Annotated in this window: 23 protein-coding genes and 1 pseudogene; 14 read left to right on the top strand and 10 right to left on the bottom strand. The window is 69.8% G+C overall.

Annotated elements, in window-relative coordinates; translation table 11 throughout:
• Positions 1-33: 33 nt before the first annotated feature.
• The 5 genes from OHA72_RS56435 to OHA72_RS56415 all read right to left on the bottom strand — a co-directional run bounded on the left by OHA72_RS56435 (position 34) and on the right by OHA72_RS56415 (position 4,690).
• Positions 34-696 (bottom strand): hypothetical protein, encoded by a 663-nt coding sequence (locus OHA72_RS56435; RefSeq protein WP_327004348.1) that lies wholly within the window; start codon positions 694-696, stop codon positions 34-36.
• Positions 697-732: 36 nt separating this feature from the next.
• Positions 733-1,698 (bottom strand): respiratory chain complex I subunit 1 family protein, encoded by a 966-nt coding sequence (locus OHA72_RS56430; protein ID WP_327004347.1) that lies wholly within the window; start codon positions 1,696-1,698, stop codon positions 733-735.
• Complete coding sequence (locus OHA72_RS56425) at positions 1,695-3,710, bottom strand: proton-conducting transporter transmembrane domain-containing protein (RefSeq protein WP_327011860.1); 2,016 nt, start codon at positions 3,708-3,710, stop codon at positions 1,695-1,697. The genes OHA72_RS56430 and OHA72_RS56425 overlap by 4 nt, the downstream gene beginning before the upstream one ends.
• 2 nt (positions 3,711-3,712) lie before the next feature.
• On the bottom strand, positions 3,713-4,075 hold the full coding sequence (locus OHA72_RS56420; protein ID WP_327004346.1) for an NADH-quinone oxidoreductase subunit B family protein: 363 nt from the start codon (positions 4,073-4,075) through the stop codon (positions 3,713-3,715).
• Positions 4,076-4,336: 261 nt separating this feature from the next.
• Positions 4,337-4,690, bottom strand: coding sequence for an ArsR/SmtB family transcription factor (locus tag OHA72_RS56415; protein ID WP_327004345.1), 354 nt, complete (start codon positions 4,688-4,690; stop codon positions 4,337-4,339).
• Between the two features lie 102 nt (positions 4,691-4,792).
• Between OHA72_RS56415 and OHA72_RS56410 the strand changes: the two genes are divergently transcribed.
• The 3 genes from OHA72_RS56410 (at position 4,793) to OHA72_RS56400 (ending at position 8,289) form a co-directional block, all read left to right on the top strand.
• Positions 4,793-5,191: a VOC family protein gene (locus tag OHA72_RS56410; RefSeq protein ID WP_327004344.1), complete on the top strand. Its 399-nt coding sequence runs from the start codon at positions 4,793-4,795 to the stop codon at positions 5,189-5,191.
• Between the two features lie 866 nt (positions 5,192-6,057).
• Complete coding sequence (locus OHA72_RS56405) at positions 6,058-6,381, top strand: hypothetical protein (protein WP_327004343.1); 324 nt, start codon at positions 6,058-6,060, stop codon at positions 6,379-6,381.
• Between the two features lie 75 nt (positions 6,382-6,456).
• Positions 6,457-8,289: a phosphoenolpyruvate carboxykinase (GTP) gene (locus OHA72_RS56400; RefSeq protein WP_327004342.1), complete on the top strand. Its 1,833-nt coding sequence runs from the start codon at positions 6,457-6,459 to the stop codon at positions 8,287-8,289.
• A gap of 395 nt (positions 8,290-8,684) precedes the next feature.
• On the opposite strand, the gene OHA72_RS56395 is transcribed toward OHA72_RS56400, so the two are convergent.
• Positions 8,685-8,930 (bottom strand): hypothetical protein, encoded by a 246-nt coding sequence (locus tag OHA72_RS56395; RefSeq protein WP_327004341.1) that lies wholly within the window; start codon positions 8,928-8,930, stop codon positions 8,685-8,687.
• 101 nt (positions 8,931-9,031) lie between these two features.
• Positions 9,032-9,190 carry a hypothetical protein gene (locus OHA72_RS56390; RefSeq protein WP_327004340.1) on the bottom strand — a complete coding sequence of 53 codons (159 nt, stop codon included), beginning with the start codon at positions 9,188-9,190 and terminating at the stop codon, positions 9,032-9,034.
• A gap of 38 nt (positions 9,191-9,228) precedes the next feature.
• Between OHA72_RS56390 and OHA72_RS56385 the strand changes: the two are divergent.
• Positions 9,229-9,400 (top strand): annotated as a pseudogene (locus OHA72_RS56385) (TetR/AcrR family transcriptional regulator); the annotation flags it as partial.
• Positions 9,401-9,478: 78 nt separating this feature from the next.
• On the opposite strand, the gene OHA72_RS56380 reads toward OHA72_RS56385, so the two are convergent.
• Positions 9,479-9,904 (bottom strand): DUF4383 domain-containing protein, encoded by a 426-nt coding sequence (locus tag OHA72_RS56380; protein WP_327004339.1) that lies wholly within the window; start codon positions 9,902-9,904, stop codon positions 9,479-9,481.
• Between the two features lie 181 nt (positions 9,905-10,085).
• On the opposite strand from OHA72_RS56380, the gene OHA72_RS56375 reads away from it, so the two are divergent.
• From OHA72_RS56375 to OHA72_RS56360, 4 genes are all read left to right on the top strand, one after another.
• A complete protein-coding gene (locus OHA72_RS56375; RefSeq protein WP_327004338.1) occupies positions 10,086-10,580 on the top strand; it encodes a hypothetical protein in 495 nt (164 codons plus the stop codon).
• A gap of 121 nt (positions 10,581-10,701) precedes the next feature.
• Positions 10,702-10,971: a hypothetical protein gene (locus tag OHA72_RS56370; protein WP_327004337.1), complete on the top strand. Its 270-nt coding sequence runs from the start codon at positions 10,702-10,704 to the stop codon at positions 10,969-10,971.
• A gap of 214 nt (positions 10,972-11,185) precedes the next feature.
• The gene (locus OHA72_RS56365) at positions 11,186-11,530 is read left to right on the top strand and encodes a YybH family protein (protein ID WP_327004336.1); all 345 of its coding nucleotides are present in this window, start codon (positions 11,186-11,188) and stop codon (positions 11,528-11,530) included.
• Positions 11,520-11,855, top strand: coding sequence for an NIPSNAP family protein (locus tag OHA72_RS56360; protein ID WP_327004335.1), 336 nt, complete (start codon positions 11,520-11,522; stop codon positions 11,853-11,855). Before OHA72_RS56365 ends, OHA72_RS56360 begins: the two co-directional genes overlap by 11 nt.
• Positions 11,856-13,046: 1,191 nt before the next feature.
• Here OHA72_RS56360 and OHA72_RS56355 read toward each other — a convergent pair.
• The gene (locus tag OHA72_RS56355) at positions 13,047-13,292 is read right to left on the bottom strand and encodes a hypothetical protein (RefSeq protein ID WP_327004334.1); all 246 of its coding nucleotides are present in this window, start codon (positions 13,290-13,292) and stop codon (positions 13,047-13,049) included.
• Positions 13,293-13,421: 129 nt separating this feature from the next.
• Here OHA72_RS56355 and OHA72_RS56350 point away from each other — a divergent pair, with 129 nt between their 5' ends.
• The 6 genes from OHA72_RS56350 to OHA72_RS56325 all read left to right on the top strand — a co-directional run bounded on the left by OHA72_RS56350 (position 13,422) and on the right by OHA72_RS56325 (position 18,953).
• Positions 13,422-13,790 (top strand): ArsR/SmtB family transcription factor, encoded by a 369-nt coding sequence (locus tag OHA72_RS56350; protein WP_327004333.1) that lies wholly within the window; start codon positions 13,422-13,424, stop codon positions 13,788-13,790.
• An 86-nt stretch (positions 13,791-13,876) separates the two neighbouring features.
• Complete coding sequence (locus OHA72_RS56345; protein WP_327011859.1) at positions 13,877-15,535, top strand: SulP family inorganic anion transporter; 1,659 nt, start codon at positions 13,877-13,879, stop codon at positions 15,533-15,535.
• 16 nt (positions 15,536-15,551) lie between these two features.
• A complete protein-coding gene (locus OHA72_RS56340) occupies positions 15,552-16,016 on the top strand; it encodes a hypothetical protein (RefSeq protein WP_327004332.1) in 465 nt (154 codons plus the stop codon).
• Positions 16,009-17,832 (top strand): phosphoenolpyruvate carboxykinase (GTP), encoded by a 1,824-nt coding sequence (locus OHA72_RS56335; protein WP_327004331.1) that lies wholly within the window; start codon positions 16,009-16,011, stop codon positions 17,830-17,832. The genes OHA72_RS56340 and OHA72_RS56335 overlap by 8 nt, the downstream gene beginning before the upstream one ends.
• Before the next feature lie 138 nt (positions 17,833-17,970).
• Complete coding sequence (locus tag OHA72_RS56330; RefSeq protein WP_327004330.1) at positions 17,971-18,177, top strand: DUF2795 domain-containing protein; 207 nt, start codon at positions 17,971-17,973, stop codon at positions 18,175-18,177.
• Between the two features lie 89 nt (positions 18,178-18,266).
• Positions 18,267-18,953: a class I SAM-dependent DNA methyltransferase gene (locus OHA72_RS56325; RefSeq protein WP_327004329.1), complete on the top strand. Its 687-nt coding sequence runs from the start codon at positions 18,267-18,269 to the stop codon at positions 18,951-18,953.
• A gap of 527 nt (positions 18,954-19,480) precedes the next feature.
• On the opposite strand, the gene gnd is transcribed toward OHA72_RS56325, so the two are convergent.
• Positions 19,481-20,491 (bottom strand): phosphogluconate dehydrogenase (NAD(+)-dependent, decarboxylating), encoded by a 1,011-nt coding sequence (gene gnd, locus OHA72_RS56320; protein ID WP_327004328.1) that lies wholly within the window; start codon positions 20,489-20,491, stop codon positions 19,481-19,483.
• Between the last annotated feature and the right edge of the window lie 63 nt (positions 20,492-20,554).

Raw genomic sequence — 20,554 nt, 5'->3', positions numbered from 1 at the left:
ACCCGATCGGGGCGAGCAACAGGATGATGGTCATCAGTCGTGCAGCTCCCGTAGTTCGTCCAGGTCGGTGCTGCCGAAGGCGGTGCGCAGCCGGGTGGTCAGGACCTGCAGCACGAGGACGACCAGCAGCAGGTCGAAGGAGACGCCGAGCTCCACGATCAGCGGGACCCCGGCGGTGGCCAGGAACGCGGTGGCGGTGATCCCGTTGTCCAGCAGCAGGAACCCGACCACCTGGGACAGGGCGCGGCGGCGGGTGACCAGGGTGAAGAACCCGATCAGCACCACCGCCACCGCGGCGGGCAGGATCGTGGTCGCCGGTGACGGTGCCAGCGTGACGAGGGGCCGGGTCACCGCGTACGCCAGAAAGGTCAGCGCGGCTGCGGCCAGTAGGGACGCGGCCACGTTGATCACTGGCCGGGTCTCGCGGGCCTCGCCCGGGGAGTCGCCCAACGCTCGCCGGGCGAGCCAGGGCAGTACTCCGGCGCGCAGCACGCCCAGCCCGACAGCGACGAGGATCAGTTCCAGGCTGTGCTGGTGGAGGCCGAGGATCGCGACGATGGCCGCGAGGGCGGCGCCTTGCAGGCCGAACAGCCGGATCATGGAGGAGAGCTGCTGGCGCCACAGCACACCGATCGCGGTGAGCAGGAACAGGCCAGCGGCCAGGTCCAGGAACAGCGGATAGCGGGTGTCGGTCACGTCAGGCTTCTCAATGCTTTCAGGCGATGGGTGCTTTCAGGCGAGGAAGAAGGAGGAGGCGACGGCGAGCAGGGCAAGGACGAAGGAGCCGGCGAGCAGTTCCGGCACCCGGAACAGGCGCAGTTTGGCGATGAACACCTCGGCCACGCCCAATCCGGCCCCCAACACCGCCACTTTGACCAGGAAGGCCGGTATGGCGAGGGGAAGGGCGGCGAGGCTGGTGCCGGCGATGCCCCAGGGCGCGAACAGGCTGGCGAGCAGGCCGAGCAGGACGGTCAGTCGGATCGAGGACGCCCACTCGAGCAGTGCCAGGTCGGTGCCGGCGTACTCCAGGACCATCGCCTCATGGATCATGGTGAGTTCCAGGTGGGTTGCCGGGTTGTCGACCGGCAGCCGCCCGGTCTCGGCCACCACCACGATCGTGAGGGCGGCCGCGGCCAGGAGGCTGGCAGGGGAGACGACCTGCAGTGGGTCGTGCAGGGTGGCGGTGACGATCGCGGCCAGGTTGGTGGAGCCGACCCGGGCGGACAACGCGAGCACCGCGACGAGGATGGTCGGCTCGACCAACGCCAGGATGGTGATTGCCCGACTGGCACCCATCCCGCCGAACGCCGTCCCGGTGTCGAGGGCCGCGAGGGCGAGGACGACGGTGCCCAGCGCGAGCAGCCCGACGACGGCGAACAGGTCGGCCACCGGGTCCAGGGGCGAAGCGGTGCTCAGCAGCGGTATCACCGCGGCCAGCACCAGCGAGGTCCCCATCAGCAGCAGCGGGGCCAGCCGGAACGCCCAGCCGGTCCCGGCCGGCGTGGCAGGCTGGCGGCGCAGGAGCTTGCGCAGGTCCCGCCACGGCTGCATGACACCGGCGCCGGCACGGCCTTCCAACCGCGCCCGGACCTGGCGCATCACCCCGACCAGCAGCGGTGCTCCGGCCGCCACCACGACGACCTGCGCCGCGGTGGCGAGCAGGGTGGCGATCAGCGCGGACGTGGTTGTCGTGGTCATCGGGTGACCGCCAGGATCAGCAGCAGGCCGGTGACGCCGAAGAACCCGTAGCCGAGGTATCGGTGCACGCTGCCGTTGGCCAGCACCGGCCCCAACCGGCCCAGCTGGCGGGCCGCGGTGATCAGCGGTGTGTAGAGGGCGTGCTCCACCCGGTCGGGGACCCGTGTCTGGTAGGCCACCCGGGCGACCAGGTACGCGGATTCAGCGTGCGGGGTGACGTCGACGTCGGTCTCCGGGGCGAGGACGTCGTCGAAGACCCGCTGCAAGGGCTCGGCGAACGAGGTGGCGGTGTACTGCATCCGCGCGGTGGGTGGGCCGGCGCCGCAGTCCCACAATGCCACCGCCCGGCGTCGGGCGACCCGCCCGGTCACCAGCCGGACCAGGCCGGCCGTGCCGGCCACCGCGACCACCAGGGCGATCGCGGTCAGCAGCGGGGACATAGTGCTGGCGATCCCGGCCAGTCGCAGGCTCACCCCGCCGCTCATCACCGTGCCGGACGTACCAGTGGCAGCGCCGACAGCGCGGGAAAGTGCCGGCCCGAGCGCCTGCGGTGCGAGCGCCAGCCCGGTACAGGCCGCGGCAAGAATCCCCATCGCCGCCAGCATCACCGGCGGCGACTCGGTGGCCGATGCCGCGGCGTCGCTGCGGGGGCGGGCGAAGAACCCCACACCCAACGCCTTGACGAAGGTGGCGACCGCCAGCCCCGCGGTCAGCGCCACCACGGCCACGGCGAGGGGCATCGCGACGGCGGTCACCACACCGCCGGCCGGCAGCGCCTGGACCAGCGACTGCAGCAGCAGCCACTCGGAGACGAACCCGTTGCCCGGCGGGAGGGCCGAAGCGCCGAGCGCCCCGACCGCGAACAGGGCGGTGGTAGCCGGCATGCGGGAGCGCAGCCCGCCCAGGGCGTCCAGGTCGCGGCTGCCGGTCGCGCGGAGCACCGAACCGGCCGCGGTGAACAGCAACGCCTTGAACCCGGCGTGGTTGAGCACATGCAGCAGCGCCGCGGCCATGGCCAGGGCCGCGAGGGTGACCGCGCCGGCCGTGTGGAAGATGCCTGCGGCACCCAGGCCGAGGAAGACCAGGCCCATGTTCTCCACGGTCGAATAGGCGAGGAGGCGTTTGAGGTCGGCTGCGACCGTGGCCTGCAGGATGCCGTACAGCGCGGAGACCGCGCCGACCGCGAGGACGAGCAGCCACCACCAGCGGGTGCCGCCGCCCAGCAGGTCGAACCCGACCCGGATCATCCCGTACACGCCGACGTTGACCATCGCCGCGGACAGCATCGCGGAGATCGGTGACGGGGCCTCGGCGTGCGCCCGCGGTAGCCACACGTGCAGCGGTACCAGGCCAGCCTTCGACCCGAACCCCACGAACACCAGCACGAACACGACACCGCGCAGCGCCGGGGACAGGTCGGCGTCACGCAGGTCGGCGAACGCGTCGCCACCGGCGTTCGCGGCGTAGAGCACCAGCCCGAGCAGGATTGCCACGAACCCCAGATGGGTCAACACGGCGTACCACCAGCCCGCCTCGGCCACCGCCGGGCGCGCCCGATGCTCGGCGAGGACCATGACCAGCGAGGTGACCGCCATCAGTTCCCAGAGCACCAGGAACGTGGACGCGCTCGAGGCCGCTGGAACCAGCAGCAGCACAGCGGCGAACACCGGCTGCGCCGCCTGCACCCCACGCCCGGCGGGAGCGTGACCGTGGCCGGCATAACCGATGCCGTACAGCGCGGTGACCGCCAACACGCCGCCGGTGACGGTGAGAAACCAGCCGCCCAGCGGGTCCACCGCGATCTGCGCCTCCGTGAGCGGAAGCAGGCCGGGGATCCGGGCCCCGTACGTCTGGCCGCGCAGCGCGGCCACACCCGCCACCAGACCGGCGAGGCCGACCCCGGCGGTGGCGGCGCCGACCAGGGCCGCGCGGACCCGGCGCGGGGACACGACCGCGGCGAGCACCCCCAGCCCGGCCAGCCCGCACGCCACGGCCAGGGCCCAGCCGATCATGTTCACCGGCCGGTCAGCCCGCGCAGCGCGGCGACGATCGCGTCCGGCTCGGGTGGGCATCCCGGTATCCGCAGATCGACCGGGACGACGTCCGCGACCGGACCGTGCACGCCGTGTCCACCGGCGAACTCGCCGGCGTCGATCGCGCAGTCGCCGACCGCCACCACGATCCGCGGCTCCGACACGGCTTCGAACGTGCGCAGCAACGGTACCGCCATGTTGCGGGTCACCGGCCCGGTCACCAGCAACGCGTCAGCGTGCCGCGGCGAGGCGACGAGACGGGCACCGTAGCGCTCGGCGTCGTACACCGGGCCGAACGCCGACCCGATCTCGATCTCGCAGCCGTTGCACGACCCGGCGTCCACGTGCCGCACCTGCACCGACCCGTGTAGTGCGGCGGCTTTCGGGCACGACAGGCCAGCCGGTCGGGGTGGGGCGGCGTCGGCCACCCGCCCGGTTCGGCGAATCTTGCGGAGCAGGTTGAATACGGCCATCGGTGTCGTACTCCACGGTTCGAGCCGGCAGGATTCCGGATACAACATTGCGGATACAACTGACCGGGGGGCGCGGTCACCCAACATCGGGGGAAGGCAGGGTGACCGCGCCCCGGCCGCGCCGTGGAAGGCCTAGGGCGGCGGTACGGAACCTGACGGGGTGGCCGCCTGCAGGTCGGCGAGGAGTTCGACCTGCCCGGCCAGCACCTCGGTGAGGATGCGCCGCGCTACCGCCAGCAACTCGGCGACCTGCGGGCTGGTCAGCGAGTAGTAGACCGTGGAGCCGTCCTTGCGGGAGGCGACCAGACCGGCCCGGCGCAGCACCGCCAACTGCTGCGACAGGCTGCTCGCCTCGACACCCACCTCGGGCAGCATCTCGCTGACCGCATGCTCCCGTTGCGACAACAACTCCAGCACCCGGATACGGGCCGGATGCCCGAGTGTCCTGAAGAACTCCGCCTTGGCCTGATACAGCGGCCGACTCATCCCATCCACCCCCGCCCGGCGTACCATCATGCTATCCATCAGTTGCAAACTTTAGCAACTGCTCAGGCGGTGTCCGCGAAAGGGCAGTGGTGGGAGGTTGTCGTGACCCGATCGGTGCTCCTGCGGATCTACGCGAAGGATCCGCAGCGCGCCGCCGCGTTCTACCACAAGGTCTTCGGATGGGCGCTGCCCACCGACAATGACCGGCACTGCTGGGTCATCACACCCAGCGACGACCCTCGGCTCCGCGTCGCGGCCGAGCCCGACGGGATCGCCATCCCCACCGTCCACGTCGAAGATCTCGACGCCACCACCCGCGCGGCCCGCACCGCCGGCGGCGAGATCCTCATCGCCCGCATGCCGCTCACCGGCGTGGGTTGGCTGGTCTGCCTCGCTGACACCGAAGGAAACCTCATCGGGGTCATGCGCGACGACCCGGACGCACGGTGGCCGGAAGCGTCCGACCCGCACCATCCGGTCGGGCCTGACCAACCACGGTAACGGCCCGGTCCGCGATCGCGGCTGGGATGTGTCGGCCTTGGAGGGTTGAGGCGGTTACCGAACGGCAGCCCGGTCGGATGCAAGCGGACGAGAGTGAGCATCAAATTCACGATCAACTGCTCGTTGCGCCGACACCGGCTCGCCCGGCCACCCAACTCCTGCCGGCCGACCGCCATCCCGGCACGCCCTCAATTGCGCACCAGGGCGCACGCCGCCAAGGTTCGGCGCCGGCCGCCGGCCGCCGGCCGCCAGCCGACAAACTCACCGTGCCGGCAACCTTGCGCCCTGGCGACCGAGCGTGTCGACCGCGAACACCCGGCGCCCGGACCGGCCCGAGGCGGGCAGGAATCGCCGAGTGGTGAGCCTGTCCATCAGGGTGGCGTGGGTCACATCAGATCGGGTACGGATGACCTAGTCAATTGCAGAGGTCTTCAATTGCAGGTATCTGCGCCGAATTGGAGGGCACGTGCCGGTCCCGCCGAGCCAGCGGAAGATCGAGCTCCTCCGCACGCCGGTACGGATCCGCATTCGGTACTGGAACTGCTCAACGACGGGCCGTCGCGGTGCAGGACCTCCTCGCCGAGATCGACATCGAGGCGGTGAGCCTGTCGCAGCTACGACGCACGGCATCGTGAACTCCACCCGCGAGGGAGGCGCCGTCCGATACGCCCTTACCGGACCGGACGTGGCCGACCTGATCCACGCCACCCGGCCCGACGGAACGCTCGCCGCACACCCGCCAGGACCGCCCGCAGCTACATCACATCAACGTCGCGTCCGCGCCACCCTGGGAGCCTTGGGAGCCCTGGGAGCCCGCACAAGATCCACGCAGCGCAACATCGCTCTGGGGGAGGTCGACCGACACGGTGGCACCGGCACGACGCGCGGCGTGGGACACCTATCTCACGCTGACCACCAACCTGCTGCCGGCCCTCCGGCAGGAGCGGCCCGACAGCACCGTCAACACCAAGCTGAGTGGCGTCGCGATCCGGATCATGCGGTACGCGCCCTTGTGGGGTGAGCACGGTCCGATGCTCGTCGCGGCCGCCAGATCCGCGATCCGCCTCTACGGCGCCGGGGACGACGACGACCTGGTCGCCCTGCTACAGGCCACAGCGGATCGGCTGTACCTGCTCTCGGCCAGCCGGACACCACCGCCGCGCGACGGTCGCGACCCGACCTCGCCGTAGCCCGCCCGCCGCAGCCCGCCCGCCGGCCGAACCCACCACACCGTCGACGATGTCCAGACGGGGAAGGGCCCGATCATGAGTGACACGGCACAGACGCCGCCGATCGCACCGACCAGCCATAGACGGCTGCTGGCCTGGGTCCGCGAGGTCGCCGGGCTGACCGCCCCGGACCGGGTCGTGTGGTGCGACGGCACCGACGAGGAGTGGCAGCAGTTGACCGCCGAACTCGTCGACGCCGGCACCCTGGTTCCGCTGAACCCGCAGATCAGACCCAACTCGTTCTGGGCCCGCACCGACCCCGCCGACGTGGCCCGGGCCGAGGAACGGACCTTCGTCTGCTCGATCGACGAGGCCGACGCCGGACCGACCAACAACTGGATCGCTCCCGCCGCCATGAAGGGGCTGATGACGGAACTGTACGAGGGCTGCATGGCCGGACGCACCATGTATGTCATCCCGTTCTGCATGGGCCCGCTGCACGCCGCACACCCGAAGTTCGGCGTACAGATCACCGACAGCGCCTACGTCGTGGCGAGCATGCGGATCATGACCCGGATGGGCTGGCCGGTGCTCGACCTGCTGGATGTGATGGGCGAGGACGCCGACTTCGTGTCGTGCCTGCACTCCGTCGGCGCACCGCGCAGGCCCGGCCAGACCGATGTGCCGTGGCCGTGCAACGACACCAAGTACATCGCCCACTTCCCCGAGACCCGCGAGGTCTGGTCCTACGGCTCCGGATACGGCGGAAACGCCTTGCTGGGCAAGAACTGCTCCACACTGCGCATCGCCTCCGTGACGGCCCGGGACGAGGGCTGGCTCGCCGAACACATGCTCATCCTCAAACTCACCGACCCGGATAGCCGGGTCCACTACATCGCAGCGGCATTCCCGTCCGCCTGCGGCAAGACGAACCTGGCCATGCTGGAGCCCACCGTTCCCGGCTGGACGGTCGAGACCCTCGGCGACGACATCGCCTGGCTGCGCTTCGGCGACGGCGGCCGGCTGTACGCCGTCAACCCCGAATACGGCCTGTTCGGGGTCGCTCCCGGCACCGGCTGGCGCACCAATCCCAATGCCATGCGCACCCTGGCCCGCGGCAATTCCATCTTCACCAACGTCGCGCTCACCGACGACGGCGACGTGTGGTGGGAGGGCATGGGCAGCCCGCCGGCACACCTGACCGACTGGCGCGGCAACGACTGGACCCCGGACTCACCCACCCCCGCCGCGCACCCCAACAGCCGCTTCTGCACCCCGATCAGGCAATGCCCCATCCTGGCCCCCGAATACGACGACCCGCGCGGCGTGCCCATCTCCGCGATCGTCTTCGGCGGCCGCCGCAACACCACCGTCCCTCTCGTCACCCAGGCCCGCGACTGGAACCACGGCGTGTTCATCGGCGCCACCCTGTCGTCCGAAACCGCCGCCGCCGCGGTCGGGCAGGTCGGCGTCGTACGCCGCGACCCGATGGCCATGCTGCCGTTCATCGGCTACCACGCCGCCGACTATCTGCGGCACTGGACCGAGATCGGCAGCCACGCCACCGACACGGCGAAGCTGCCGGCGATCTTCCAGGTCAACTGGTTCCGCCGCGGCGCCGACGGCCGATATCTCTGGCCCGGCTACGGCGAGAACGCCCGCATCCTCAAATGGATCATCGAACGGGTCGACGGCACCACCGGCGCCCTCGACACCCCCATCGGCTACGTCCCCGTCCCAGGCGCGATCGACACCCGCGGCCTTAACATCCCCCGCACCGACCTCGAAGCCGCGCTCGCCGTCCACGTCCACGAGTGGACCGCCGAGATCCCCCAGATCGCCGAATGGTTCGCCGCCTTCGGCGACAATCTCCCTGCCCAACTGCGGACCGAACTCGACACCCTCAGAACCCGCCTCCTCATCCGGTAACCCGTCAGGCCACAACCCCACAGACCAAGTTGGCCCACCGGCTCCATCTCTCGTCCGGCGGGCCACGTCGCCATACCCCGGCTCGGCACCACCACCGTTGCTGGACCGCCGTGAGAACAGGCGGCGACCGTGCACACGATCACCCGCCCCGAACCGCGGACCGGGACCGCGGGCCCTTTCGCGAGATCGCTGGCCGGCCCTGGGGAAGGCGCGCGCTACCGGCGCGGGGCATGTGCCTCCCCGAGATCCCAGAGGCGACCGCGACCAGGGGTGTTGTCTGCCGATCCGATGGCGGCGGCGGGAGCGGCGATGTAGTGGTCGGTGCCCCGGGGAGCAGGCCGAAGCGGGACGTGGCCCCGGCGAGATACCCGCCGAGGCAGAACCCCAGATACCGCCTACCGGAGTGGACGAACCCCCGGATCGCGGCGCGGTGCCGGCGCCGATTCCGGTAACCGTGCGCGAACGCCCCCGCCGGGCTTGGCGTACATCGCCGCACCGGCCACGGCCAGCGTGGAGACGGGCACGTCCTTGTCGGGGCCGACGTAGCGGACGTCGTAGCCGCATCGGCTGGATTCGAGCAGCGCGGCCATCGCCTGCGGGCAGTCGGGCGACGACGCCGGTGCCCGGTACACCAGCGCCACCGGCGGCTCGCTGTGCGTACGGCCGGGCAACCGGGACGACACGCGGCCCGCGTCGGACGCGAGGCGGTCGGTACTGTGGATCCGCGCGCGGCTGCCCGTGGTTACGTCGAACTCACCGGGGGTGGGTTGTCGAGGGTCAGGGCGGTGCAGCGGACGCCGCCGCCGCCCTTGGCGAACTCGGTTGTGTCGAGTTCGAATACCCGCAGGCCGCGGGCGCGCAGCGCGGCGGCCAGCCGGGGCGCGCCCCGGGTCATGGTCACGGTGGTGCCGTCGCTGATCAGGTTGAGCGCCCAAACGCCGCGGGTTTCACCCGAAGCCCGCGGAGCTGTCCTTGCAGGCCCTCGTCGGCATGGTCGCGCTGACCGGCCACTGGTGGCCGGAGGTCCGCAAGCCGTAGAACGAGGTCGTCGCGGCACACCTGGCCGCAGCCTGGCCGCAACCTGGCCTGGAACGGCCTGCCCAACATGTAGGGCAAGCCGACGCTGATGACCCGGCAGGGCAAATGAGCAGGCGGCGCCGGCAACGGCGCCCCCTTTTTTCAGGGCACGTCAGGCCCCGGGCACGTCAGCCGCGCGTGGCGCGTGGCGGAACTCCTCCTCGGCCGTAGCGGCGGCAGTGGTGCCCACCCGGTCGTAGAGGCTGGCCGTGCCCGTGATACCGGCCAGGATGAAGGTGACGATCACGTTGACCATCGAGAACGCGAAGACGTTCGCCTCGGTCTGCAGCACCGCCAACGCCGCCAGGCCGACGGTCGTCAGGGCGATGCCGGCGAGCTGGTTGACGAGGTGCGCGAGGTTGCGCCCGACGAGGTTGGCGCCGAGCACGACGACACCGGCGACGAGCGACAGCAGCGAGAACGCCGGGTTGGTCCGCAGGCCGAGCGCCCACTCGGCCTCGTCACGGGTGAAGAACGGCGCGCCGGAGGTCTGGACGACGCCGACCACACCGAAGACCAGCATGTAGAGGCCCGCCACCCCGGACAACATCCGGTAGAGGGGCCGTAGGCGGTGGTTGATCGGAAAGTGAGCGGCCATAGTTTGAGTTCTCCGATCGCGTGGGATCCTCTGACATCTGGTCACCGGCGTTGTTCCTCGCGGTGGCCTTCGTGCAGTTCGGCCTGGCCGGCGGGACCTGGGCCAGCAAGCTGTGGGTGGCGTGGAGCAGATCGGCCATGTCCGTCCGGCGACGGCGCAGGGGACGGCGCGTCCCTCGCGGGTGGCGGTCGCGACGCCCGCACGCCGTAGCGCCGCGAGCTGCTGCGGCAGCCTCGCCGCCTCGATGGCGATCTCGGCGAGGAGGTCCCGCACCGCGATCGGCCGGTCGTTGAGCAGTTCCAGCACCCGAATGCGGATGTACCTGATGTACCAGCGTGCGCAGGAATTCCGCCTTGCGCTTGTTCGGCTGGACCGACACATGCCCTCCAACCACCCGGCGCAGATACCTGCAATTGAAGACCTTTGCAATTTGCCATTTCATCCGCGCTGCTTCGATGTGACCTACGCCACTCCGAGGGCTGGCTTGCCGATCGGGCGAGCCCTGCTGGCCTCGCCGGACCGGTCCGGGCGTCAGGTGTTCGCGGTCGCCGGGCCCCGGTCGCCCGGGCCGGTCGCCGCGGCGCGAGGTCGTCGGCGCGGTGAGTCAGCACAATGAGCTTCTCGGCTGGTGGCCCGCCTGCCCGCGGCAGTCGGCGGGGACCTCGCTGGCCTACGGCCTGGTGCGCAATTGCGTTAGGCGAGCCGGGACACCTCGACGCTGTGCCGGAGCCCGCCGGGTGCCGGGCACGGCGGCGGTCACCAGCACGTTCGGCGTCACCGACACGGGCCGGCAGCCGGTCAACCCGTACGGTGACGCCGTCGCCATCGTGCACAACACCGACCTGGGTCTCGCCACGGCGGGAGGCTCCATCGAGTTCGGCACCCAGCGCAACACCTCCGAGACCGGCGCCCGCCGCTACGGCTGGCTCGGGCGCGGAGCAACGCGCCACGGACACCCCGGCGGGGCGGGTCCTCATGGGCGTCCGGCTCTACCTGCCGACCGCTGACCGAGACCGCTACTTCGGCGACAGACTCGTGCGGTGCTCCCGCATCCACCGCTGGCTCGCACAACGCCCGTTCTCACGACACTCGCCGTGTTGTCGAGCCGTTGGTGTGTCTGCATTTGTGGTTGAAATCTGGTGGCATAGATCACCCTGAGAACGGGCGCTGACTCAACCGAAGGCCGGCCGAACTGTCAGACGTAGGTGAGATGCTCGCCGCATGGACCGGGAGACAGGCTGCGGACGCGCAACGCAACCGGAGGAACTGAGCCGCCTCATCGTCGACCGGCTCAACGCGGGTGACGTCGACGGCCTGGTTGCACTCTACGAACCGGACGCAGTGCTGGCGTTACCCGACGGTCAGACCGCCACCGGCGCTGATGAGATCCGCACAGCGTACGAGCGAGTGGTGGCCGGCTGTCCCGTATTTGAACCGGGCACACAGCGTCCGACCCTTTGCCGCGGAGATCTGGCCCTCACCTTATTGCGCCTGGCCAATGGTGCGGTCACCGTCGAAGTGGCCCACCGCCAGCCATGCCGTGAAGGGTTGCCCCGTGATTCTTGAAATCCGCACGTACCGGCTGAAGCCAGGCACCAGCGACGAGTTCGTTCGTGTCATGCGGGAGGAGTCCGTTCCGCTGCTGGAGGCGTCCGGCATTCGGGTGGTGGACTACGGCGCGTCGCTGGTGGCCGAGGACGGGCACGAGGAGGCCTACCTGATGCGCGCGTTCACGTCCCTTGAAGCGCATCAGGAGCAGGAGGAAAGGTACTACGGCAGCGACGCCTGGCGGCTCGGCCCCCGCGAGGCGATCGTGTCCCGGATCGACAGCTATCACACGATTGTCATCGAGACTTCGGAACAAATCGTGCAGGCACTCCAACGGCGATGACACCGGCGCCGGAATGATTGTGGGACGGCATGGACCAGCACCGTGCAAGGCCTCGTAAGTCGAGCGAATTGCGCGACGAGGCCACCTGGGCCCGTGTGAGCCACGTCGGTGTCGCGGTTGCCTATCGGATCGTTCGGCCGTCGTGAGGTGCGGGGCGGCGAAGAGGTGCCCCCTTGTGTTCGCGAAGTTCGATGCGGTCTTGGCCGCGCCTTCGCGCCCCGAAAGCCGGTCGTCAGTATCGATCCGCTGTTCTGACTGGCGTGCAGGGCGCGGGCCTGGTTGTTGGCAAGGATCGTTCGGGTGCGGAGGTCGACGCTCACGCCGACCGTTGGGATGTCGTGGGTGGCGAAGTGGATCGAGTCCAGGTGCAGGGTTCGGCCCGGCGCATTGCGGGCAGGCCAGGGCCGCCCCGCCGGCGCAGACCCGTCGGCGTAAACGTTGAGTTCGCTCCAGGACAGCAAACACCGTCACGCTGTCATCCGTGGCGCGGTAGACCGCCCAGTCGGGGATCATCGCGATCCTCCATCCACGCCGGACTCGGCTCGTGGCCTGCAGCAGTCGGGATCTCTCGCCGATGGGCTTCAATGCCCAATGTCTGGTCAAGCGGCTCGTGAGGTTGGCCTGCGGTGTTGAGCTGTTGGATCAGATGGTAGACCTCGCGGGTGATGTAGCCCTTGACGCAGCCGATGGTTTCGCGGCGGTGCGCCCCCCTCGGGTGGTCCGGCGGTCGAGGTAGTCGCGGGTGTGTCGGTCGGCGCGGGCGTTGGTGATGGCGATGCGGTGGAGGGCGTTTGCGCGGCAGTCGCCGCCACGTTTGAGTCGCCGCCGGCGGGTTTGCCGGAAGAGGCATTGGCGGGGCTGACGCCGCAGAGCGCGGCGAAGAAGGCCTCGGTGTGCATGCGGCCCGGTTGTCGTCGCCTGCGAGGAGGAGCGCGGAGGCCCTGTCGGAGCCGATCCCATTGCGTTGCAACAGTTGCGGGGGCGTGAGTGTCGAGGCATGCGGTGATCTGCTGCTGGAGTTCGCACTCCTGATCGTCTGCGTACGGGACTTCACCGCGAAGCCCGGCGAGGCGAAGCAGGCGCAGGGTCTCGACCGATCCGTCGGCGGTCTTGGCCGTGGTCGCGGCCCGTTGGGGCAGTGTGGCCCGTTGAGGCAGTACGGCGGGCGTGGCGGCGACAGCGTCGATGGTGTCAGGTTGCCGCGGCGGCGGGCGGCGCGGTCGGGCGGTTGACCTCGATCACGGCGATGTGGTGGCGGCGCAGGAACCGGGTAAGTGCGGCGCGGCAGGAGCGGGCGCCTTCCACGCCAGCACGGGCCAGGATGCCGAAGTTGCGGGTCCAGGCCAGCAGCCAGCGGTAGACGGTGGCGGTGGGTCGGCTGAGGCGTGGCGTCGAGTCGAGTGGCCCTCCACGGACGTAGACCCCGACAGAGGGCAACTCACACAGGGGTCTGATGCGGCTGCCGTGGGATGTTTCACAACCGTGCGGCCGCTGTCGTTATGTGAAGTTGCAAAGGTGTTCAATTGTCGAGAACGTAGGACGTGTCTTGGGTGAGGGTGTGGGCTGGTGCCGGTACCGCTGTATCAGAGCAAGGCGGAGTTGTTCCGCACGCTGGGTCATCCGGCGCGGATCCGGGTCCTGGAACTGCTCGGGGACGGACCCCTCGCGGTGCGGGACCTCCTCGCCCAGGTGGACATCGAGGCGACGAGCATGTCGCAGCAGCTGGCGGTGCTGCGCCGAGCCGGGATCGTCAACAAACTGCCCGAAGGCAGGTACGCCCTGGCCGGACCTGATGTCGCGGATCTGATGCAGGCGGCCCGTTCGTTCCTGACCGGGCTGCTTGCCAGCCAGAGCGAGCTGCTCGACGCGCTGCGCGACGAAGGCGGCGCCGACGAAACCGACGAAGCTGATGCGTCGGTGACGGTGCCCGCGTGAGCATCGTCGCCGCCGGTCGCAGCGCCGTCCGCGCCGGCGGGAATCGGCTTCGGTCGCTGTTGCCGGGCCGGGCAGACGTCACGGCGATGCGCCGGGCACCGCGCCGTGACCTGATGGCCGGACTGACGGTGGCGGTGGTGGCGTTGCCCCTCGCTCTGGGGTTCGGGGTGTCCTCCGGTCTGGGTGCGGCAGCCGGGCTGGCCACCGCGATCGTCGCCGGCGTGCTGGCCGCCGTGTTCGGCGGGTCGAACCTTCAGGTGTCCGGCCCGACCGGGGCCATGACGGTGGTGCTGGTGCCGATCGTGGCCCGCTACGGGCCCGGCGGGGTCCTCACGGTGGGACTGCTCGCCGGGCTGATCCTGATGGCGCTCGCGCTGGGCAGGGCGGGCCGTTTCGTGCGTTACGTGCCTGCCCCGGTGGTGGAGGGCTTCACCGTCGGCATCGCCGCGGTGATCTTCCTGCAGCAGGTTCCGGCTGCATTGGGTGTGCCCACACCGCACGGTGACAAGGTGACGGTCGTGGCGTGGCGGTCGGTGCAGCATTTCGCCCACGCCCCGCACTGGACGGCGTTCGCGCTGGCGTTGGGCGTGGCGGCGGTGATGCTCACCGGGGCCCGGATCCGTCCGGGGATCCCGTTCTCGCTGATCGCCGTCGGCGCGGCGAGCATGGTGGCGCTGGTGTGGCACCTGGACGTGGCCCGCATCGGCGCGCTGCCGGCGACGCTGCCCGCACCATCGCTGGGATTCCTTGACCTGTCCGCGATCCCGACGCTGGCTACCTCGGCCCTGGCGGTGGCGGCCCTCGCAGCGTTGGAGAGCCTGCTGTCGGCGACCGTCGCCGACGGCATGAGCGTCGGGCAGCGCCACGACCCCGACCGGGAACTGTTCGGCCAAGGTATCGCCAACCTCGTCACCCCACTGTTCGGTGGCGTCCCGGCCACCGCGGCGATCGCCCGCACCGCGGTCAACGTCCGAGCCGGGGCCTCATCCCGGCTGGCATCGATCAGCCACGCCGCCGCGCTGGCAATCATCATGCTCGCCGCGGCGCCCCTCGTCGCCCACATTCCCCTCGCAGCGTTGGCCGGGGTACTGCTGGCCACCGCGATCCGTATGGTCGAAGTGAGCTCGCTCGCCGCGCTGGCCCGCTCCACCCGCTCGGACGCGACCATCATGGCGCTGACCGCCGCGGCCACCCTCGCCCTAGACCTGATCGCCGCGGTCGGCGTCGGCCTCGCCACGGCCTGCTTCCTGGCCATTCGCAAGATCTCCCGCGCCGCCACCCTGGAACAGGTCCCCCTCGACACCGGTGATCATCACGCTGAAGAAGCGGCGCTGCTGGCCGAGCACATCGTGGCGTACCGGTTCGACGGCCCGCTGTTCTTCGCCGCCGCCCACCGGTTCCTGCTCGAACTGTCCGAGGTCGCCGACGTCCGGGTGGTCATCCTGCGCATGTCGCGGGTGTCCACCATCGACGGCACCGGAGCACTCGTGGTCCGCGATGCGATCGAACGGCTGGAACGCCGCGGCATCACCGTCTACCTGTCCGGCATCCCCGACCGCCACACCAAAGCTCTGGACGCGCTGGCCGTGCTGGACCGGCTACGTGAGCAGGGGCGCCTGTTCGCACACACCGGCGAGGCGATCACCGCCGCCCGCCAACTGCTGCACCACACGGGCGTGATGGTGCCGCCACCACGGCGTGAACCCGCGGCTGACACTGCTGACACGACCCGGATCACCCGGTGAACCCCAGGGGAACCCGATGAACGCCGCGACCGGACCGGCAGGGCAGCGAGCGGCGTGGGACGCCTACGTGTCCATCACCATAGGTCTGCTTCCCGTGCTGTACGACCCGGAATGTGAGCACGGCACCGACGGCTGGGCGCAGGTCAATCCGCGCCTGGGCGGGGTCGCAGTCCGCATCCGCCGCTCCGCGCCGATGTGGGACCACGACGGTCCGATACTCACTGCCGCGGCCAGCAGTGCCATCCGCCTGTACCGCCACGGCGACCGGCCGGCGCTGATCGCACTCGCGCACGCGATGGCGCATCGGCTGTTCCTGCTCACCATCGGTACGGTCCGGCCGCACCACCCGAACCGGCGCAGCCGGAACGCGGCCTGGAACAAACGCTTCGAACTCGACACCGAACGGCCGGGCATACCGCAGCAGCGCAACATGCGACACCACGGCCCGCGCCACGACGAGAAAGGTATCGACGATGACTGACACGGCAATGGCGCCCGGCGCAGCTCCCACCACCCACCCACGTCTGGTCGCCTGGGTGGCCGAGGTGACCGCCTTGACCACACCGGACCGCGTGCACTGGTGCGACGGCTCCGATGAGGAATGGCAGGCCCTCACCGCAGTGCTCGTCGAGGCCGGCACCCTCGTCGCCCTCAACCAGGAACACAAACCGAACTCGTTCTGGGCACGCACCGACCCCTCCGACGTGGCCCGGGTCGAGGAACAGACGTTCATCTGCTCCGCCGAGCAGGCCGATGCGGGACCAACCAACAACTGGAAGGACCCGACCACGACGAAACGCCTCATGGCCGACCTGTACCGGGGATCGATGACCGGCCGGACCATGTACGTCATCCCGTTCTGCATGGGCCCGCTGGACGCGGAGGATCCCAAGTTCGGTGTCGAGATCACTGACAGCGCCTATGTCGCGGCCAGCATGAGGATCATGACCAGGGTCGGTACCCCCGTGCTGGACGCGATGGGTCGCGAGGCCGACTTCGTGCCGGCACTGCATTCGGTCGGTGCACCCCTGGCACCTGACCAGGACGACGTGTCGTGGCCGTGCAACGACACCAAGTACATCGCCCACTTCCCGGAGACCCGCGAGATCTGGTCGTACGGCTCCGGCTACGGTGGCAACTCGCTGCTGGGCAAGAAGTGCTACAGCCTGCGGATCGCGTCGGTGATGGCCCGCGACGAGGGCTGGCTGGCTGAACACATGCTCATCCTCAAACTCACCGACCCACAGGGCCGGGTGCGCTACGTCGCGGCGGCGTTCCCCTCCGCGTGCGGCAAAACCAACCTCGCCATGCTGCAGCCGACCATCGAGGGCTGGAAGGTCGAAACGCTCGGCGACGACATCGCCTGGATGCGCTTCGGCGACGACGGTCAGTTGTACGCCACCAACCCCGAGTACGGGTTCTTCGGCGTCGCACCGGGCACCGACTGGACCACCAACCCCAACGCGATGCGCACCCTGCAACGCGGCAACTCGCTGTTCACCAACGTCGCGTTGACCGACGACGGCGACGTGTGGTGGGAAGGCATGGGCCGGCCCCCGGCGCATCTGACCGACTGGCACGGCCGGGACTGGACACCCGAATCCGGCACCCCGTCGAGTCACCCCAACAGCCGGTTCTGCACCCCGATCAAACAGTGCCCGATCCTGGCCCCCGAATACGACGACCCACGTGGGGTACCCATCTCCGCGATCCTGTTCGGCGGGCGCCGCAGAACGACCATCCCCCTCGTGGCGCAGGCCCGGGACTGGAACCACGGCGTGTTCATGGGCGCCGCCCTGTCCTCGGAAACGACCGCCGCCGCGGTCGGGCAGGTCGGCGTGGTACGCCGCGACCCGATGGCGATGCTGCCCTTCATCGGCTACCACGCAGGCGACTACCTACGGCACTGGACCGAGATCGGCAAACACTCCACCGACCCGGCCCGGCTGCCGCAGATCTTCCAGGTCAACTGGTTCCGCCGCGCGGCGGACGGGAAATTCCTGTGGCCCGGCTACGGCGAGAACTCCCGCGTCCTCAAATGGGTCATCGAACGCCTCGACGGCACCGCCGACGCCCTCGACACCCCGATCGGCCTGGTGCCCTACCCGGCCGCGATCGACACCGTCGGCATGGACATCACCAACGACGATCTGGCCGCCGCGCTGCGCGTCGATGTCGAGGAATGGCAGCACGAGATCCCGCAGATCACCGAATGGTTCACCCGCTTCGGGAACAAGCTGCCCGCCGCCCTGTGGACCGAACTCGACACCCTGCGACACCGACTGATCACCCGATAACACCGTTACCACCGTCTCCGGACCGGCGTGGCCCGCCGCAGTCCACACTGCCGCACGGCGGGCCGCGCCGCACCAGCCCACACCCAGGCCACACCCGGCCCACATCGCCGTCGCCCCCACTATTCGCAGGAGTATCAGATGACCGTCACCCGCACCGAACTGGCCAACCACATCCAGGCCGCGTTCGCCAGCGGCCCCGCCACCCGCGACAACATGCTCGCCTACGCCGCCAGCAGCCACGCCCGCCCCGAAGTCATCGCCGCCCTCCAACGGCTCAACGACAAGCCATACCCGAGCATCCGCGACCTGTGGCACGACCTGGGCGACCTGCCCGTCAGCAACTGACCGCAGCCCAACCCGAATCCGTACCGACGAAAGAACAAGGAAACGTGCCCCACGACCAAGACCTCGCCTCGGCATACGAGCTCATCTACGTGATCGCCGCTGGCAAGAACTACCAACGGGAAGCCGACGACATCGCCGCACTGATCCGGCAACGGCAACCCACGGCAGACAGCCTCCTCGACGTGGCCTGCGGCACCGGACTGCACCTGTCCCATTTCCGCAACAGCTTCGCTCACGTCGAGGGGCTGGAACTCGCCGACCCGATGCGCAAGGCGGCCATCACGCGACTCGCCGGGATCACCGTGCACGCCGGGGACATGAGCGACTTCCGGCTCACCCGCACATTCAGCGCGGTCACCTGCCTGTTCTCCGCCATCGGCTACACACGATCGGTCGACGAACTGAACCAAACCATCGCCTGCCTCGCCGCACACCTGGAACCAGGCGGTGTCCTGGTGCTCGAACCATGGTTCACCCCGAACCAATGGATCTCCGGACCCGTTGACACCGGCACGGCCGCCGACGGCCAGCGGCACGTCACCAGAATGTGCGTCTCACAGCAGACCGGCACCACCTCCACGATGACCATGCACTACCTGCTCGGCGACACGGGCACCGGAATCCGGCACTGGACCGAAGAACACACCCTGACCCTGTTCACCGACGAGCAATACCTCCACGCGATCCAGCAAGCAGGCCTGAGCGACGTGGAATGGCTTCCCGGCTGGCGCGACCAACGCCCACGTATCGCCGCCATCAAGCATCGACCCGGATGATCGGTGCATGGACGGGCCGCTCCTCGCGGAGCACCGTGGGTGGCTGTCCGGCACCGTCTTGAGGTCCGCACCCGCCTCGTGGGCGAGCGACGCCGCACCGTGTCGGAGGTTGTGGAGGCGGACCGGAGAAATGCCGCTACTCTGCTCTGGCAGGGCCGCGCCACAGTCGCCACGAGCAGAGTGCGTCCACGACGCGCGAAGGTAGCGCGGCCCGAGACGGCCGCCGACAGGAGTGGCAGCCCGCAGGGAAGACCTGCACCTCGCCACCGCTCGGCTCGGAGTGTCGTGCTCAACTCCGAAAATGGTGCGCCCAAACGACTCGCGATGATCCATCGCGAGAATCAGCAGCGGATCCGCGGCCGAGGGCCGCCAGGTAGCGACTGTATCGCTCATGCTCTGTCCTCCTCGTCGCTCCGTCGCAGGTCGGCGAACGCCCGGGTCCGGCGATGATGAACGACCACCAACCCATGGATGGTCCACACCTGAACCGCGGACGCCATGCCCGGCTCCCGCACGTCGGACTCGCGTCAGCCGTGCTTTTCCGCGTGGCCGCCGAACTCGCTGCGCATCGCGGAGAGCACCTTGTCGGTGAACTCGCCGAGCCCTCGCGACTCGAACCGCTCGACGAGCGCCGCGGTGATCACCGGAGCGGGCACGCTCTCGTCGATCGCGGCCTCGACGGTCCATCGGCCTTCGCCGGAGTCCGATACCCGCCCTGTGAAGTCATCCAGCTCGGGTGAGCGGGCCAGCCCGTCGGCGGTGAGGTCGACCAGCCACGATCCGACGACGGAACCGCGCCGCCACACCTCGGCGACCTCGGCGACGTCGATGTCGTACTGATACGCTTCTGGGTCGCGCAGCGGCGCGGTCTCGGCGTCGACGAGACGGGTGGTCTTGCCCGCGTTGGCGTGCCGGATGATCGAAAGGCCCTCGCCGATGGCGGCCATCATCCCGTACTCGACGCCGTTGTGGACCATCTTCACGAAGTGGCCGGCGCCGCTGGGACCGCAGTGCAGGTATCCCTCGGGGGCGGTCCCGTCACGGGTCCGGCTCGGCGTGATCTCCGCGCTGCCGCGGCCCGGGGCGATGGTCTTGAAGATCGGGTCGAGCCGCCGGACCGGCGCCTCCTCGCCGCCGATCATCAGGCAGTAGCCGCGTTCCAGACCCCACACCCCGCCCGACGTACCGCAGTCCAGATAATGGATCCGGTGCTCGGTCAGCTGCCGGGCGCGGGCGATGTCGTCGCGGTAGTACGAGTTGCCGCCGTCGATCACCACGTCATCCGGGTCGAGCAGCGGGACCAACTGGTCGAGCGTGGGCTGCACGGCCGCGGCCGGCACCATCAGCCAGACCACGCGCGGCCTGTCGAGTTTGGCCACCAGATCCGCAAGCGAGGTCGCGCCGGTCATGCCCTCGCCGGCGAGCTGCTGCACGGTGCTCTCAGTGAGGGCGTACCCGACGCACCGGTGGCCGTCGCGCATGAGCCGGCGGACCAGGTTCGCGCCCATCCGCCCCAGGCCGACCATGCCGACCTGCATGGGTCTTTGCGTCGTCATCATAATTCCCCCTCAAGCGGCGCCTTGCAGGTCCTTCAGCGCAAG

The organism is Dactylosporangium sp. NBC_01737 (assembly GCF_035963215.1).
Taxonomy (GTDB): domain Bacteria; phylum Actinomycetota; class Actinomycetes; order Mycobacteriales; family Micromonosporaceae; genus Dactylosporangium.
This window is presented reverse-complemented; position numbering and strand designations above follow the sequence as displayed.

Excerpts from the sequence above, each read along its gene's own strand:
- OHA72_RS56430 (WP_327004347.1), bottom strand. The coding sequence starts at position 1,698 with ATGACCACGACAACCACGTCCGCGCTGATCGCCACCCTGCTCGCCACC.
- OHA72_RS56425 (WP_327011860.1), bottom strand. The coding sequence starts at position 3,710 with ATGATCGGCTGGGCCCTGGCCGTGGCGTGCGGGCTGGCCGGGCTGGGG.
- OHA72_RS56415 (WP_327004345.1), bottom strand. The coding sequence starts at position 4,690 with ATGAGTCGGCCGCTGTATCAGGCCAAGGCGGAGTTCTTCAGGACACTC.
- OHA72_RS56400 (WP_327004342.1), top strand. The coding sequence starts at position 6,457 with ATGAGTGACACGGCACAGACGCCGCCGATCGCACCGACCAGCCATAGA.
- OHA72_RS56365 (WP_327004336.1), top strand. The coding sequence starts at position 11,186 with ATGGACCGGGAGACAGGCTGCGGACGCGCAACGCAACCGGAGGAACTG.
- OHA72_RS56345 (WP_327011859.1), top strand. The coding sequence starts at position 13,877 with ATGCGCCGGGCACCGCGCCGTGACCTGATGGCCGGACTGACGGTGGCG.
- OHA72_RS56340 (WP_327004332.1), top strand. The coding sequence starts at position 15,552 with ATGAACGCCGCGACCGGACCGGCAGGGCAGCGAGCGGCGTGGGACGCC.
- OHA72_RS56335 (WP_327004331.1), top strand. The coding sequence starts at position 16,009 with ATGACTGACACGGCAATGGCGCCCGGCGCAGCTCCCACCACCCACCCA.
- OHA72_RS56330 (WP_327004330.1), top strand. The coding sequence starts at position 17,971 with ATGACCGTCACCCGCACCGAACTGGCCAACCACATCCAGGCCGCGTTC.
- gnd (WP_327004328.1), bottom strand. The coding sequence starts at position 20,491 with ATGCAGGTCGGCATGGTCGGCCTGGGGCGGATGGGCGCGAACCTGGTC.